This window comes from Salisaeta longa DSM 21114 (assembly GCF_000419585.1).
Taxonomy (GTDB): Bacteria; Bacteroidota; Rhodothermia; order Rhodothermales; family Salinibacteraceae; genus Salisaeta; species Salisaeta longa.
In genome coordinates this window covers 2,086,210-2,100,790 of the sequence record NZ_ATTH01000001.1, presented here as the reverse complement: position 1 = coordinate 2,100,790, position 14,581 = coordinate 2,086,210, and the positions used below count along the sequence as shown (strand labels likewise).

The 14,581-nt window shown below is 64.9% G+C and carries 12 protein-coding genes; 7 read left to right on the top strand and 5 right to left on the bottom strand.

Features of this window, described 5'->3' with window-relative positions; genetic code table 11:
- Positions 1-344 precede the first annotated feature (344 nt).
- The gene (locus SALLO_RS0108710; protein ID WP_022835923.1) at positions 345-1,502 is read left to right on the top strand and encodes a glycosyltransferase family 4 protein; all 1,158 of its coding nucleotides are present in this window, start codon (positions 345-347) and stop codon (positions 1,500-1,502) included.
- Here the strand turns inward: SALLO_RS0108710 and SALLO_RS0108705 are convergent, their stop codons facing one another.
- Positions 1,503-2,327 carry a glycosyltransferase family 2 protein gene (locus SALLO_RS0108705; protein ID WP_022835922.1) on the bottom strand — a complete coding sequence of 275 codons (825 nt, stop codon included), beginning with the start codon at positions 2,325-2,327 and terminating at the stop codon, positions 1,503-1,505.
- 153 nt (positions 2,328-2,480) lie between these two features.
- Here SALLO_RS0108705 and SALLO_RS0108700 point away from each other — a divergent pair, with 153 nt between their 5' ends.
- Positions 2,481-3,395 (top strand): FkbM family methyltransferase, encoded by a 915-nt coding sequence (locus SALLO_RS0108700; RefSeq protein WP_022835921.1) that lies wholly within the window; start codon positions 2,481-2,483, stop codon positions 3,393-3,395.
- 58 nt (positions 3,396-3,453) lie between these two features.
- On the opposite strand, the gene SALLO_RS16220 is transcribed toward SALLO_RS0108700, so the two are convergent.
- Positions 3,454-4,233 (bottom strand): transporter, encoded by a 780-nt coding sequence (locus SALLO_RS16220; RefSeq protein ID WP_022835920.1) that lies wholly within the window; start codon positions 4,231-4,233, stop codon positions 3,454-3,456.
- A gap of 266 nt (positions 4,234-4,499) precedes the next feature.
- Here SALLO_RS16220 and mnmG point away from each other — a divergent pair, with 266 nt between their 5' ends.
- The 5 genes from mnmG to SALLO_RS0108670 all read left to right on the top strand — a co-directional run bounded on the left by mnmG (position 4,500) and on the right by SALLO_RS0108670 (position 10,063).
- Complete coding sequence (mnmG, locus tag SALLO_RS16215; RefSeq protein ID WP_022835919.1) at positions 4,500-6,437, top strand: tRNA uridine-5-carboxymethylaminomethyl(34) synthesis enzyme MnmG; 1,938 nt, start codon at positions 4,500-4,502, stop codon at positions 6,435-6,437.
- A gap of 290 nt (positions 6,438-6,727) precedes the next feature.
- Entirely contained in the window at positions 6,728-7,228 is a 501-nt protein-coding gene (locus SALLO_RS0108685) for an HNH endonuclease (protein WP_022835918.1), read from the top strand.
- A gap of 172 nt (positions 7,229-7,400) precedes the next feature.
- Entirely contained in the window at positions 7,401-7,589 is a 189-nt protein-coding gene (locus SALLO_RS0108680; RefSeq protein WP_022835917.1) for a hypothetical protein, read from the top strand.
- Positions 7,590-7,615: 26 nt separating this feature from the next.
- Entirely contained in the window at positions 7,616-8,557 is a 942-nt protein-coding gene (locus SALLO_RS0108675; protein ID WP_022835916.1) for an L-lactate dehydrogenase, read from the top strand.
- 15 nt (positions 8,558-8,572) lie between these two features.
- Positions 8,573-10,063 carry an SLC13 family permease gene (locus SALLO_RS0108670; protein WP_022835915.1) on the top strand — a complete coding sequence of 497 codons (1,491 nt, stop codon included), beginning with the start codon at positions 8,573-8,575 and terminating at the stop codon, positions 10,061-10,063.
- Positions 10,064-10,249: 186 nt separating this feature from the next.
- Here SALLO_RS0108670 and SALLO_RS0108665 read toward each other — a convergent pair whose 3' ends face one another.
- From SALLO_RS0108665 to ppc, 3 genes are all read right to left on the bottom strand, one after another.
- Positions 10,250-10,852, bottom strand: a complete 603-nt coding sequence (locus SALLO_RS0108665; RefSeq protein WP_022835914.1) for a LemA family protein — start codon at positions 10,850-10,852, stop codon at positions 10,250-10,252.
- A 67-nt stretch (positions 10,853-10,919) separates the two neighbouring features.
- Positions 10,920-11,438: a hypothetical protein gene (locus SALLO_RS0108660; RefSeq protein WP_022835913.1), complete on the bottom strand. Its 519-nt coding sequence runs from the start codon at positions 11,436-11,438 to the stop codon at positions 10,920-10,922.
- Between the two features lie 83 nt (positions 11,439-11,521).
- Positions 11,522-14,362, bottom strand: a complete 2,841-nt coding sequence (gene ppc, locus SALLO_RS0108655) for a phosphoenolpyruvate carboxylase (protein WP_022835912.1) — start codon at positions 14,360-14,362, stop codon at positions 11,522-11,524.
- Positions 14,363-14,581 lie beyond the last annotated feature (219 nt).

Genomic DNA, 14,581 nt, shown 5'->3' with positions numbered 1-14,581 from the left:
AGCGGCGCGTGTTGCGTTACAGAGGAGCCGCCCACACCAATGAGCGATGGGCTGCGCAGATCCGCTATGGCGCGTAGAATCGCGGGTTTTTTGCGCAATGTCGCTGCGCTGCTTGCCAGTATCTTCCCTGGCGCGGGGCATCCATCCGGTGGGGCGCACACGTGCAGCTTGGCGTCCATGCTGCGGGGCATCGCACCCGCTGCTTATCCTCATCTTTCAGAAGGTTAGAGGCGCGGCCTTCTTCGTCACGCACTGTATCTCTGCCCCCTGCAACGAGGAACCTCCCGTTCATACCGGCGATTCATGCGGCAGCGTTTTTTGCCGACGATTGCCCGCCCTGTTGTATGCGCCTTCTGCTTGTCAGCCAGGACTTCCCGCCAGCCGTTGGAGGTATTCAGACGTATGCTGTGGAGCTGGCGGAGCGCCTGCAGGCGCATGGGGTTGACGTTACCGTGGTGGCGCCAACGGCTCCGAAGGCGGCGGCCATCGACGCGGCGTTGTCGTGTACCGTGCGTCGGCTTCCGGTGCGGCCCGATTTGTTGGTGGCCCCGCTGTTGCATCGGCTGCCGCGGTGGATGCGCGCTGATCCACACGACGTGGTGCTGCATGCGCAGTGGCAAACGGTGCCCGCGTCGCTCGTGGCCCGCCGGTTCACCGGCGCCCCCTCCACCATCTTGTGCGCGGGGCATGGGCGCGAGCTCCTCTACAACCCGTACGCCCAGGTGCCGCTGCTTGGACGCCTGTACGATGCGGCGCGCCGGGCACTGGTGCAGCGCGTCGATCATGCGTTTCCAGTCAGCCGCTACAACGCCCGACTGATGGAGCGGCTGGGTGTGCCCCGTGAGCGCCTCACGGTGCTCCACAACGGAACCGACCCGGCGCTTTTTGCGCCAACGTCCACGGCAGCCGTGCGCGAGCGCCTGGGCCTTTCCGCGGATCAGCCCGTCGTGTTTACGGCGTGTCGGTTGGTGGAGCGCAAGGGCGTGGCCACGGTACTGCGCGCGCTGCCGGCAGTGGCAGCGCAGCACCCGTCCGTTCAATACCTCGTCGCGGGCGATGGCCCCGACCGCAAGCGGCTGCAGCGCCTTGTGCACACGCTGGAGGTTGACCGCCACGTGGAGTTTCTGGGCAACATCGACTACGACCAACTTCCGGCCTACTACAGCGCGAGCAACGTCTTCGTCATGACGCCGCACGAGGCCCCGCCCCAGGTCGAGGGCTTCGGGATCGTCTTTTTGGAGGCGAATGCGTGCGAGGTGCCGGTGGTTGGGTCGCAGGCCGGCGGCATCCCCGACGCAGTGCAGGACGGCAAGACGGGGCTTTTGGTGCCCCCGGAGGCCCCCGAGCCGCTGGCCGAAGCCGTCAACGGGTTGCTTGCGAATCCGGCGCGCGCCCGGCAGATGGGCCGTTACGGACGACAGCGCGTGGTGGACGAGCTGTCTTGGGATGCGGTGGCGGGCCGTATGCATGCCACCATTACGCGGGTCGCCGAGCGCTCGTAGCTACGAGGTTGTGGCAAAGGGGCTGGCGCAGACTTCCGAGGGCGCAAACAGCCCTAGTGCTACCGAGTCCTCCAGGTACTGCACAAACGCAGCGCGCGCTTCGGGATACAGCTGAAAGCGCGGGTGCCCGAACAGATCGCCCCGTACAAACCGGTGCCAGGCATACAGCAAAAAGTCGCGTGGGGTGTTGCGCATCCGCGTCAGGAAGTGGGTCTTCTCCCACGTGTTGTCGCCGTGGTAGCATCGAATAAACAGATGCGACGCCTCGCGCGGCAACTGCACGCGCCGCGTCTCCGGCCACGCCTTTAAGAAGACCGAGTCCTCGGCCCGTGCGAGCTCCGGGTACCGGATAGAAGCGTTGCGACGGTGCATGATGGTGCCGGGCACGCCGTCGGGCAGGTAGCCAATGTACGGGTGCTGCATCATGCGCGGCGAGGCCACGTGCATGAGCGCGCCGTGCAGGCAACACGCGTCGTATCCATCGTGCAGGGCCGCCACCTGGTGGGCGACGCGCTCGCGGTGATACCAATCGTCGTCATCCCACTGTGTCAAAAGGTCGCCACGGGCGGCCTCCAGCGAAAGGTTACGCAAGGCGCCCAGGGATAGGTCGCGGTCCGGATTCACGTGCCGGTGCACCAGCTCGCCGGCCGGCACATCGGCCAGCACGGGCGCAAGATCCGTCGTGCTGTCTTCCACCACCACCAGCTCGCGGTTGGGGTACGTCTGCCGGTTGTAGCAACGAATGGCGCGCCGACACAGCGCGGGCCGGTCGGCCGTGACCATCAGGCAGCTTACCAGCGGCATGTGGGCAGGCGAGGTAGCCATCTAATGGGTGGCGAGACAGCGGATGCAGTGAAAGGACCACAACACTATGCACGACCGATGGCGCACATAGTTGCTTTTGACGCCACACCGGTTGCATAGGCAGATACTGGACGCTATGTTGTTGTCCCTTCATTAAAAATAAAAAACGCAGGTATGCGACACCCCCTGTTCTGGCCGCGCGTAAACCGTACGATCCGGCATGCGTTGCGGCCCATCGGATCGCAGCTTCCCGTCGACTGGCAGCCGCGCATTACCGGCACGTTCGAGGTGTCGTTGGATTGCTGGCATACGATCCAGCTCGCGTGCAATCCCACCAGTTTTGCGGCGAAGCGGCTGTTCTTTGAGGGCGTGGAGGGCTATGAGCCCGAGACGTTTCATGCCGTGCGCGCTCTCGCGCCTCATGCCGATGTTTTCTTTGACATAGGCGCCAATTTGGGATATTACACGCTCGTGGCCGCGGCCTACCACCCCACCCTGCACATCCGGAGCTTTGAACCCCTCTCGGGCGCGTACCATTTCCTTCAGCGGAATGTACGCCTCAACGCGTTGCAACAGGTTACATGTGTGCCATGCGCCCTTTCCTCGGGGTGTGGGCACGATACATTCCACTACACGGTTGATCCGACGTTTGCCTACCTGGAGCATCACCTCACGGCGACCGGAAGTCTTGATGACGACGCATCGCAGCAGTACGCCGATCAGCGGTCGTGCACGGTGGCGCTCGATACGGTCGACCATTACAAGGAGGCGGAAGGCCTCGCCACGGTCGACCTGATGAAGCTAGACACCGAAGCCACGGAGCATCTGGTGCTGGAGGGGGCCGAGAAGACACTGGCAAACGATCGCCCGGTCATCATCTGCGAGGTGCTGCCCGATGCTTCGGGGCAGGCGGTCCAAGAGATTTTGAAGCGGCATGATTACACGTTTCATCAGCTACAGCGCACGGGGGGGCGCCGGCGCGATACGATTGAGCCCTCAGACACGACGGAACGGAATTACCTGATGGTGCCCCGTGAAGATGAGACCTCGACCGCGCTCGTGCAGCACGCGCTGGCGCACGTCCAATAAAAAACGCCCGACGGGTTGTGGCCGCCGGGCGTGCGTTGCAAAAGGCTTCAGGCAGTGCTTAGAAGCGGTGCGCGAGGCCAAGGCCCAGAAAGTAGTACTCCGCGTAGTCATCCACTTGCAATCCCGCGTTGATGTCGAGCTGCGTGTTGGGCGACGTCAGGAACGTGAGCCCACCCTCCACAAAGTTCTGGTTGAGGCCTTCCGTGTAAAATCCGGCATAGCCGGCGTACACGCCCACTTGGTCGTTGATGCTGGTGGACAGCGTGGGGATGAACGACCATTGCCCGGCTCGGTCATCGAAGCGGCCGGCATCCCAAAAGAAGCTGTACCCTGCATTGACGGTAAGGCCCAGATTGCTGCCGAGTGCGCCATCGAAGAGCAGTGACAGGTTTTGGCGCGCCCGGTCGTTGGGCGTTTCAAAATCGCCGCTGGCCGTTGAGGGGAAGTCGACCGAGGCAAGGGCCGAGAGGCGGGCCACGTCGGTTTCGGCCAACCGTGCTTTGGCGCCAATCGATGCACCCAAGTAGCCGCTCGCTTCCTCACCAAACGACCCCGATGTGAAGCCGAGGCTTCCCACCCCGCCGCGCAGCTCAATGCGATCGCTTACGCCGTAGCGCAGGAGCAACTGCCCGACGTTGTGTAGCGTGACGACATCGAAGTCATCCAGCTGATAGCCCAGCTCGGCCTGAAAGATCCCCTGGTTGACGACGGCGCTACCGTTGCCCAGGCCGGGCCGATCGCTGCTGATCGGTGCCTGTTGGGCGTGGAGGGTACCCGTTGCGGTGAAGCATAGGAAGGCAACAAGAGAGAGAAACCGCGTTGCAATGATGCGTGACATGGTATGATTCGCATTTGTAGATATATCGCGTACGAACAGGAGACCTGCTCAGGGAGGAAGGCCGAACGGCGAAGACAGAAGGTAACGTTCCAAGCCGACAGACAATGTTACGTATGCTAGGAACAGGCGAAGCCGCGCCGGATCATCAAAAACAGATCGCTATTTGAACGACGCAGCGGGACCTCTTCCCGCGGCGCGCATTGAGATGTGCAGGTGCGTGCTTCGGCGCATCGGCGATGGCTTGCAGAGCGAACAGATACACGACGATGGATTATTTTCACTACGATGTGATTGTGGTCGGCGGCGGCCACTCGGGCAGCGAGGCGGCCGCTGCCGCTGCAACCATGGGCGCACGCACGCTCCTCATCACCCTCAAGCTGGATGCCATCGGGCAGATGTCGTGCAACCCGGCCATCGGGGGAATTGGCAAGGGGCACATTGCCCGCGAAATCGACGCCCTCGGCGGCCTCATGGGGCGCGTCATCGACGCGGCGGGCATTCAGTTTCGGATGCTCAACAAAAGCAAAGGGCCCGCCGTGTGGGGGCCGCGGGCGCAGGCCGACCGGTCCGCGTATGCCGCCGGCGTGCGCGAAGCGCTGGAGTCCATCGACAACCTGCACCTGCGGGCCGACATGGTGACCGGCGTGGCTACCGGCGCGGCGGGCACCCGCGTGACGGGCGTGCACACGAGCCTCGGGCAAACCTTTCACGCGCCTTGCGTGGTGCTTACCACCGGCACCTTCGCCAACGGCGTGATTCATGTGGGCGAACAGAACTTTGGCGGCGGCCGCATGGGCGAGCGGGCCTCGCATGGCATCACCGGGTGCTTGCACGACCTGGGCTTCGAGAGCGGACGTCTGAAGACGGGCACGCCGCCGCGCGTTGATGGCCGCTCCATCGACTACAGCGCGCTACAGGAACAGCCCGGCGACCCCGACGCCACTGCGTTTTCGTTCCTGACCGACGCCCTCCCCCCGGTCGAGGCGCAGCTGCCGTGCTGGCTCACGCAAACCACGCCCGAGACCCATGCGCTCTTGCGTACCGGGTTCGACCGCAGTCCTATGTTTGCCGGCCGCATTCAGGCCAAGGGGCCGCGCTACTGCCCGTCGATCGAGGATAAAATCGACCGGTTCAGCGAGCAGGAGCACCATCAGATCTTTATCGAGCCGGAGGGGCGCCGCGTGCAGGAGGTGTACGTAAACGGTTTTTCAACGAGCCTGCCCGAGGACGTGCAGTTTGAGGCGCTGCGCACCATCCCCGGACTCGAAAATGCGCACATGCTGCGTCCGGGCTACGCGATTGAATACGATTTCTTCCCGCCGTACCAGATCCGCTATAGCCTGGAGACGAAGCGCGTGAGCGGGCTGTTCTTTGCGGGGCAAATCAACGGCACCACGGGCTACGAAGAAGCAGCCGCGCAGGGCCTGATGGCCGGCATCAACGCGGTGCAGAAGCTGCGCGGCGCCGATCCCATCGTGTTGAAGCGCTCCGAGGCGTACATCGGCGTGCTCATCGACGACCTGGTGGCCAAGGGCACCGATGAGCCGTACCGGATGTTTACGAGCCGGGCCGAGCATCGCATCTTGCTTCGCCAGGACAATGCCGATCAGCGGCTGACGGCGCTGGGCTACAAGCTGGGCCTGGCCTCGGAAGCGCGCTACCGGCGCATGCAGCAGAAAAAAGACGCCGTGGACCGCACGCGGGCCGCGCTGGAGACGACCAGTGTGCAGCCGGCGCAGGTCAATGATTACCTCACGGCGCAGGGCACCACACCTATCGACCAGGCCGGGCCGGTGCTGCAGATTTGCAAGCGTCCGCAGGTTGATACCGAAGCGCTCTTGCGGCATGCAGGCATCTACGACGCGGTGGTGACGGAGGCGCCCGGTATGCTGAGCGCGCCGCGGTTGGTGGAAATTGACCTGAAGTACGAAGGCTACCTCAACCGGCAGCGCCAGATGGTGGAGCAGATGGAGGAAAAAGAGCGCTGGCCGTTGCCGGAAGACATGGACTACCAAGCGCTCGATACCATCTCGAAAGAGGCGCGCGAGAAGCTCGATCGCATCCGCCCCACCAACCTGGGGCAGGCCTCTCGCATCAGCGGGGTGCGTGCGGCCGACGTTTCGGTGCTCATGGTGTGGCTTAAAGAGCAAGGCGTTGAACCACTCGACAAAGCGCGCACCGTAGAACGTCTGGAGCCGGCGTAGGGCCACGTTGCACTGCGGGGATGCCGTTGCAGCAGATCATTACAAAACGATCAATTGTCTGCGTGCAGCAGTCTTTATGCGGAGGTTTTGGAAACAAAAGGTAAAAAGCCGTTTAGGGATAGCGGTACGTAGGCCATTGGGCCTGCACAAACGTGTTGTCCGCAATCTCTTATGAAGGAGCCAGTGTGCAGCTGGCGGAGGAAATCCCCCTTCAGTATTTCGCTTCATTCCTGCATGGTCGCACTGCGCGCTCAGCCTGTCCATAGGTGTGTGGCAGGGGAGGTCTCACCATGACCGGCCATGTGCTTGTGCTCAATCAGGATTACAGCGCGCTTACGGTGTGCAGCGTCGAGCGGGCCGTGGTGCTCGTTCATCTGCAAAAGGTTCATGTCGTGGAGTCGGTGCCGGGGCAGTACATCCGGTCGCCGTCTACGCACCTGCCGTGGCCCAGCATTGTGCGTCTCAAGTCGTACGCCCGCGTGCCATTCAAGCGCGTGATGCTGTCGCGCCGCAATATCCTCAAGCGCGACCGGCACACCTGCCAGTACTGTGGGGCGAAGGATCGCCTCACCATCGATCACGTCTTGCCGAAGTCGCGCGGGGGCCGCGACACGTGGGAGAATCTTGCCGCCGCCTGCGTGGCCTGCAACAACCGAAAGGGCGACCGCACGCCCGAGGAGGCCAACATGACGCTGGCGCGCGAGCCGTTCCGGCCCAGCTACGTCATGTTTTTGCGCGACTTTGCCGGCGCGGTAAAAGACACCTGGAAGCCGTACCTCTTCCTTGGCTGACGCGACAGCCGCGGACTGCGTTGTAGGGAACGGCCCGGCGCGCGAGGGCGTGCATAGCCCGCAGCCCGCAACAGCATCGCCCCGTAGCGCAGGCAGCGCGCGGTGCACACGCTGTGTGGTGCTGTCCGGTGCATCGCAGCCTCGTTCGTTGTTTCCCAGCGCATTGCGTCCCATGAGCCAACCATCTGCTTCTTCGTCGACCGCTAAGGAATCGGCACCCACCCCGCGGCCCGAGGCCACCTCAGAAGGCACCGCGCCGTCATCGGAGGGGACGAGCTACGGTCTTGCGCTTGCCGTGGTGCTCATCACGGTGATTTCCTTTAGCGTTACCGTGTACCTCGTCATTCAGGCGGCGCCGTGAGCCGCCATCCATCAATCTACACCGCTATGATTCAACGCCGTACCGTAGGATTTGTGGGCGCCGGGCATGTGGGCACGGCCGGTGCCTACGCGCTCTTTAACCAGGGCCTGGCCAGCGAAATTATTCTGGTCGATAAAGACGCGGCCCGCGCTGAAGGCGAGGCCATGGACCTCATGCACGGGCAGCTGCTCGTCGGCCGCACCACGGTGCGCGCGGGCGACTATGCCGACCTCGCCGAGGCCCAGGTCATCGTGCTCTCGGCCGGCGCGAGCCAAATGGGCCCCGACGAGACGCGCCTCGATCTGCTGCGCCGCAACGCGCGCATCTTCGAGCAGATCATCGCCGAACTCGATACGCATGCGCCCAACGCCATCCTGGTGGTGGCGACCAATCCGGTCGACGTGCTCACGTACATCAGCCAGGAGCTGAGTACCCGCCCCGCGGGGCGCATCCTGGGTACCGGCACCCTGCTCGATACGGCCCGCTTTCGGGCGCTCCTTGGGCAGTACTACAGCGTCGATCCGCGCTCGGTGCACGCCTACATCCTGGGCGAGCATGGCGACTCGGAGGTGCCGATCTGGAGCAACGCCACCATCGCGGGGCAGCCCATTGCGGGACAAACCGTGCTGGGGCGTGCGTTCGACCGGGCGGCCATGGACGACCTGTTCGCCGAGGCCCGCGATGCCGCCTACCAGATCATTGACCGCAAGGGCTACACGAACACCGCCATCGGTGTCGTCATTGCACGCATCGTGCGCGCCATCCTCAGCGATCAGCGCTCGGTGCAGCCGGTGAGCGTACGGCCGGGCGGCGCGTACGGCCTGCCCGACGTGTGCCTGAGCCTGCCGGCCGTGTTGGGCCTGGGCGGCGTGGAAACGCTTGTGGAGCCGGATGTGTCTGATGCAGAGGCCGAGGCCTTGCGTGCCTCGGGCCAGACCCTTGCGAACGCGCTCGACGCCCTCTCCTGATTCTCGCCCTGCTGCATGCCTACCGCCGCCGATGCCTCGTCGCGATCACCTATCATCCGATGGATCGGACTGGGAGCTGGCGCACTCGCGTTTGCGGTGATGCTCATGGTTGCACCGCCAAGCGGGCTGCGGCCTGAAGCCTGGGCAACCGCCGCGGCCGGGGTGCTCATGGCGGTGTGGTGGATCACCGAGGCGCTGCCCCTGCCGGCCACGGCCCTCGTGCCGGTGGTGGCGTTTCCCTTTCTTGGCATTGCCGACTTCGAGACGGCGGCGATGCCGTACGCCGATCCGCTCATCTTTCTCTTTCTGGGCGGCTTCATCATTGCGCGTGGCATGCAGCGCTGGGAGTTGCACCGGCGCATGGCCCTGCACATCATTCGGTGGGTGGGCACGGAGCCATCGTCTATCATTCTGGGCTTTATGCTGGCTTCGGCGTTTCTGAGCATGTGGGTGAGCAATACGGCGACGGCCATGATGATGCTGCCCATTGGGCTCTCGGTAATCCAGCTGGTGCCCGACGATCAGGGGTCGGCTGCGGGGCGGCAGGCGTTTTCGGTGGCGTTGCTGCTGGGCATCGCCTACGCGTGCAGCGTGGGCGGGCTGGGCACGCTCATTGGCACGCCGCCCAATGCGCTCCTGGCCGGCTACATGCAGCAAACGTACGGCGTGCAGATCGGCTTTGCGCGGTGGATGATGGTGGGCGTGCCGGTGGCTGCTGTGGGGCTGGTCGTGGTGTACGGCGTCCTCACGCGGCTCGCCTTCCCCCAAACCTTGTCGCAACTCGCCGCCTCGGATGCGGTGATCGATGACGCGCTGGATGCGCTGGGTTCCATGCAGCGCCCCGAAAAGATGGTGGCGGCGGTGTTTGCGACCGTGGCCGTGCTGTGGATGGCGCGGCCCGCGCTGGGGGCGTACGCCGGCGGCCTCACCGACGGCGGCATTGCCATGGCCGGGGCGCTGGCGCTCTTTGTTCTGCCGGTCGACCGCAAGGGGACGTTTGTGCTCGACTGGTCGACCGCGGCCGATCTGCCCTGGGGCGTGCTCCTGCTGTTTGGCGGCGGATTGGCACTGGCCACCTCCATCGACCAGACGGGCCTCGCGCGGTGGCTGGGGCAGCGGTTTATCGGGCTAGAGGCGTGGCCTACGGTGCTTGTGGTGCTCGTGGTTGTGGCCGCCCTCATTCTGCTGACCGAGCTGACGAGCAACACCGCCACGGCGGCGGTCTTCATTCCGCTGCTTGGGTCGGTGGCGGTGGGAATTGGCGAGAACCCGCTGGTGCTGGCCGTGCCGGTGGCGCTGGCCGCGAGCTGTGCGTTTATGCTGCCGGTGGCTACGCCGCCCAACGCCATTGTGTACGGCAGCAACCGGCTCGACGTGCGCGACATGATGCGCGCCGGGGCATGGCTCAACGCCCTCTTCGTCCTGCTGATCACCCTCGTGGTGTTTGCCGTGCTGCCGTGGGCCCTCAATGTGCGCTTAGGCACCGTGCCCTCCTGGGCCTTTTAGACCCTGTTTCCGTGCACGCCTCCGGGCTCCACATCGCCCCCGGTTGTGGCCGGTAGTTCTGCTAAGAACCGCGCCCGCGGGTCGAGATTCGTGTCGTCATTGCTCGCGCGCGGCCCTCTGATGCAAAATCAAACAGGCTCCTAGCGGGCCGTGCCCGTCGCACGTAAGGCCGAGTAGGGCTCCGGGTCAGCTCCCGAAGTCTACGGCAGGCGGCTGGGCAGCGCCGGGATCGGCCTCAAACGGTGCCCGCGGCTCGAAGCCCGTCAGGTTTGCAACGATGTTGGCGGGAAAGCGCCGGATCTGCGTGTTGTAGCGCTGCACCGCGGCATTGTAATCGCGGCGGGCCACGTTAATTCGGTTTTCGGTCCCCTCAAGCTGCGCCTGCAAGTCGCGGAAGGCGCCGGTGGCCTGCAACTGCGGGTACCGCTCGGAAACGGCCAGGAGCCGTCCCAGCGATTGCCCGAGGGCTTGCTGCGCGGCCTGGTACTGCTGCAATTTCTGCGGATCGTTCAGGTCGTCGGCGCTGATCTGTATGGAGGTGGCCTTCGAGCGGGCTTCAATGACACGTTGCAAGGTCTCTTGCTCGAAGTTGGCCGCTCCCTGCACCGTGTTTACGAGGTTGGGAATTAAGTCGGCCCGCCGCTGGTAGTTCGATTCGACATTGGCCCATGCCTGTTTCACGTTCTCCTGGGCCGCAATCATGTCGTTATAAGTGCTTACGCCGGCACATCCGCCGAGCCCCAACAGTGCCACAAGTGCAACAAGCACCAACGTTCCTTTGCTTCGCATAACCCTGTGCGATAGATGGTAGAAAGTATAACCGCTGGGTAACGATACGCGCAGCCCACGTGGCTTGTTACCGAGCGTCTGTGTTGTCAAACGCCACAACCATTACAACGGGCGAGGGATCATCGAGGGCCGCGAGGGGGGTGGCGTCGTCAAGAGCAAGCACCACCGGGCCGGTAAACGCCGTCACGCGCTGAAAGAAGTACTCGGCGGTCGACGGCATGGCCTCGTTCGTTTGGTGCGGCGAATCGTCGTGCGACCACGTGAAGATGACGTCGGCCGCTTCAAAGAACAGCAGCGCGTCTTCTTCCGCGGCATGGTCGAACGCCTTGCGGAGCGCGCTTTGGGTTTGCATCCGGCGCTCGCCCAGCAGGTTGCCCAGCGTAAACTGATGGATCGTATCGGTAGTGCGCTCCATGATGGCGGGTAGCGTTTGTTGGTGCGCGACCCGCGAGCCGCCCCAGAAAATAATGCACGCGCCTTCGTTGTGCTGATAGGCGGTAGCAACGGCGCTGAGGCGCTCGGCGAAGGCCGCAGCGTTAGGCTGCACCACGTGCGGAAGGTTCGAGGAGGCAGCAGGGGTCGACATGACAGCGGGCAGTCGGGGGAAGGGGGATCGACGAGCCGATGGATCAAAATTCAAGAACCGACGCGCGGCACGGGTTCCACGCCTCAGCCGGTGCTCTGCATCGCCGCGGCTACGCCGTTGATGCTCAAAAAGAGCGGTTCGCGCAGGGCTGCTTGTGCATCGTCGTCGCCGGCACGGTAGCGCTTGAGGAGTTCAATCTGTAGCAGGTTGAGCACGTCGGTGTACGGATTGCGCAGGCGGATTGACTTTTTCAGTACGGGGCTGTTGTCAAACAAATCGTCTTGGCCGGTAAGCGCGCAAATGGCGTCGCGGGCGGCTTCGTAGTCGGCGGTGATGGCATCGTGCACGGCGTCGCCGGTGTCGCTGAGGGCATCGTAGCGCTGTGCGATGGGCAGGCGGGCCCGGGCCATCTCCCGCTGCGCGCTATCGAGCACGGCGGTAAAGAAGGGCCACGTGCGGTAGGCCTCCTGCAGGCGCTCGCGGGTGGCGTCGTCCGCCACCGCCTCCGCCAGGGCCGCGCCCGATCCAAACCAGCCCGGCACGATGTAGCGCGTTTGCGTCCAGGCAAACACCCACGGAATGGCGCGCAGGTCGTCGAACGATTGCTCGCCGCTGCCGCGGGAGACGGGCCGCGAGGCAATCGGCAGGCGGCTGATGTGCTCGATGGGCGTGGCCTGCGTGTACCAGGTCCAGCGCTCAGGCGCGTCGATGAGGGCCCGGTAGGCGTCCATGCCGCGTTGGGCCAGCGCGTCCATCGCAGCCGCAAGCGGTCCGTCGGCGTCTACGGTGGCTTGCGTGTCGCGCCCGGCGGTGGCGGTAACGGTCGCGCTAACGAGCTGCTCTACGTGCCGCCGCGCCAGCGCCGGCAGCCCGTAGCGAAACGAGATGATCTCGCCCTGCTCGGTAAACCGGATGCGGCCGTTGTGCACCGACGGCGGCAGCGCGCGAATGGCTTGATAGGTGTGGCCGCCGCCGCGCCCCACGGTGCCGCCGCGCCCGTGAAAGAGGCGGAGGTCTACGTCGTGCGCCGCGCACACCTGTCCCAGCCGGTCGATGGAGCGGTGCAGCGCCCAGTTGGCCATCCAGTAGCCGCCGTCTTTGTTGCTGTCGGAATAGCCCAGCATAATTTCCTGAAAGTGGTTGCGATGGGCCAGCTGCGCCCGGTACGCCTCGTGCGTGAACAGCGCGGCCATGCGCTCGTCGGCGGCGTCGAGGTCATCAATCGTTTCAAAGAGCGGCACCACATCTACCGGACACTGAAACCCGTCGTCGCTGATGCGGCCGAGCCCCACCTCCTTAAAGAGCAGCAGCGGCTCCAGAATGTCGCTCACCGAGTGGGTCATGCTCACGATGTAGCTGCCCACGGCGTCGGCATCGAGGCGGTGGATGGCGCGCAGGCTGCGGAAGGCGGCCAGGAGCTCGCGGGCCGCGTCGGGCAGCTCGGCATCTACCGGAACGAGGGGGCGCGGGTTCGACAGTTCGCGGGTGAGCACGGCCTGCTTGTCGGCTTCGTCGAGGGCCGCGTAGTCGTCCGTCACACCGGCGTGGCGAAGCAGCGCCGCGACGGCCCGCTCATGCACGCCGCTGTGCTGGCGCACATCGAGCGCGGCAAGGTGAAACCCGAAGGTATCAACCAGCACCTGCACCCGGTGCAAGCGCCCCAGGTAACCGGCGTCGGCCAGCCCGTGGGCCCTGAGGCTCGCAGCGAGGGCGGAGAGCTCGTCGCGGAGGTCGGCCGGCGTGTACGCCGCATCGAGGTCCGCCAGCTGCGCCTGACTCGGCGTGCCGGGCGGCAGCGCCTGCACCAAGGCGTCCAATTTCTGATCGATGAAGGCAAGCTTCCGGCGGTAGGGTTCGTGCCGGTAGGCGCGGGCCTGCGCATCGGGAAGCGTGTGGGCCTCCGCGTCGTCGCTCAGCGAGGTGCGGAGTGCGTCCGAGACCGGCACCTGCCGGTCGGAGAGGCTCAGTTCGTCCCGCAGCGCGCGGATCTCTTCCTGGAGGTGTTCGATGGTTTCGCGGCGCTGCTTTACAAACGTCCACCGCGTCACGTCGGCCGTTACGTTCGGGTTGCCGTCGCGGTCACTGCCGATCCATGAGCGGTATTTGAGGAAGGCCGGCACGTCGGCCGAGGCGCCGTAGTGGCGCCGGAGGGCCTGCTGCACGTCGCGATGAATCTGCGGGACGGTGTCCCAGATGGTGCGGTGCATGAAGTAGTGCCCCTGCTCGACTTCTTCGCGCACGGTGGGCCGCTCGGCCCGCACCTCGTCGGTGCTTAGGAGCAGCGCGATTTGGGTGTAGAGGGCGTCGAGGGCTTCGGTTTGCTCGTCGGGCGTGGCGCCGGGATCGTTGAGGGTGGCCAGCAGGCGGGCCACGGTGTGCTGTTTTTGGAGCACGGTGCGGCGGCGGGCCTCGGAGGGGTGCGCGGTGAGCGTGGGCTGTACGTCGGTGCGGGCAAAGAGGGCTTGCACCTCGTCCAGCGAGTGCCCATCGGCTTTCAGATCGGCGATGGCCGCGTCAATAGAGCCGGGACGGTGCGGCGCCGCCGGATCGGCATTGCCGCCGGGTGGCCACGGCGACGGTCCGGCAGCGCGGGCCCGGTCGCGGTTGATCCGAATGATTTCTTGCTTCTCGGCCTGGTTGACCAGGTGAAAGAAAGTCGTGAAGACGTGCAGCAGGTCCGTAAGGTCGTCGCGCGACAGGCCCGCGATTTCCTCGGCAGCTTCGTCGCGGCGCGCGGGTGCATCGTCGTGCGCGGCCTGCTTGCACAGCAGCCGCAGACGCTCGACGCGTTCCAGCATCTCCGGACCCATCTGCTCAGCGGTTACCTGCCCCAGCATGGCCCCCAACAGGTTTACCTGGCGGCTGAGCGGCTTCGAGATGCCGGTGCCTTCGGCTTCAATGTCTAATCCTTCCCAACGGCTCATAGCGAAAAGCAGCAATGTGTGAAGATGCGCACCTGTAACATACCGCGCGGGCCGCGGAAGTGCACACCGGCAACGCAACATGTTCGTAGCGATCCGTCCGCCCGCGGGGCGTTAGTGGATTGCGGCACTGGTGCGCGTGGATTTGGCGGATTAGGGGCCGCATGGGGGAACGCGCCGCCGGCTGATCCGCTCTAACGATGCGTTACCGCCCAACCGAAC

What these genes read in the sequence shown, in the direction of transcription:
- SALLO_RS0108675 (WP_022835916.1), top strand. Translation starts at nt 7,616, where the DNA reads ATGATTCAACGCCGTACCGTAGGATTTGTGGGCGCCGGGCATGTGGGC.
- SALLO_RS0108685 (WP_022835918.1), top strand. Translation starts at nt 6,728, where the DNA reads ATGACCGGCCATGTGCTTGTGCTCAATCAGGATTACAGCGCGCTTACG.
- SALLO_RS0108680 (WP_022835917.1), top strand. Translation starts at nt 7,401, where the DNA reads ATGAGCCAACCATCTGCTTCTTCGTCGACCGCTAAGGAATCGGCACCC.
- SALLO_RS0108660 (WP_022835913.1), bottom strand. Translation starts at nt 11,438, where the DNA reads ATGTCGACCCCTGCTGCCTCCTCGAACCTTCCGCACGTGGTGCAGCCT.
- SALLO_RS0108705 (WP_022835922.1), bottom strand. Translation starts at nt 2,327, where the DNA reads ATGGCTACCTCGCCTGCCCACATGCCGCTGGTAAGCTGCCTGATGGTC.
- SALLO_RS16220 (WP_022835920.1), bottom strand. Translation starts at nt 4,233, where the DNA reads ATGTCACGCATCATTGCAACGCGGTTTCTCTCTCTTGTTGCCTTCCTA.
- SALLO_RS0108670 (WP_022835915.1), top strand. Translation starts at nt 8,573, where the DNA reads ATGCCTACCGCCGCCGATGCCTCGTCGCGATCACCTATCATCCGATGG.
- SALLO_RS0108710 (WP_022835923.1), top strand. Translation starts at nt 345, where the DNA reads ATGCGCCTTCTGCTTGTCAGCCAGGACTTCCCGCCAGCCGTTGGAGGT.
- SALLO_RS0108700 (WP_022835921.1), top strand. Translation starts at nt 2,481, where the DNA reads ATGCGACACCCCCTGTTCTGGCCGCGCGTAAACCGTACGATCCGGCAT.
- mnmG (WP_022835919.1), top strand. Translation starts at nt 4,500, where the DNA reads ATGGATTATTTTCACTACGATGTGATTGTGGTCGGCGGCGGCCACTCG.
- SALLO_RS0108665 (WP_022835914.1), bottom strand. Translation starts at nt 10,852, where the DNA reads ATGCGAAGCAAAGGAACGTTGGTGCTTGTTGCACTTGTGGCACTGTTG.
- ppc (WP_022835912.1), bottom strand. Translation starts at nt 14,362, where the DNA reads ATGAGCCGTTGGGAAGGATTAGACATTGAAGCCGAAGGCACCGGCATC.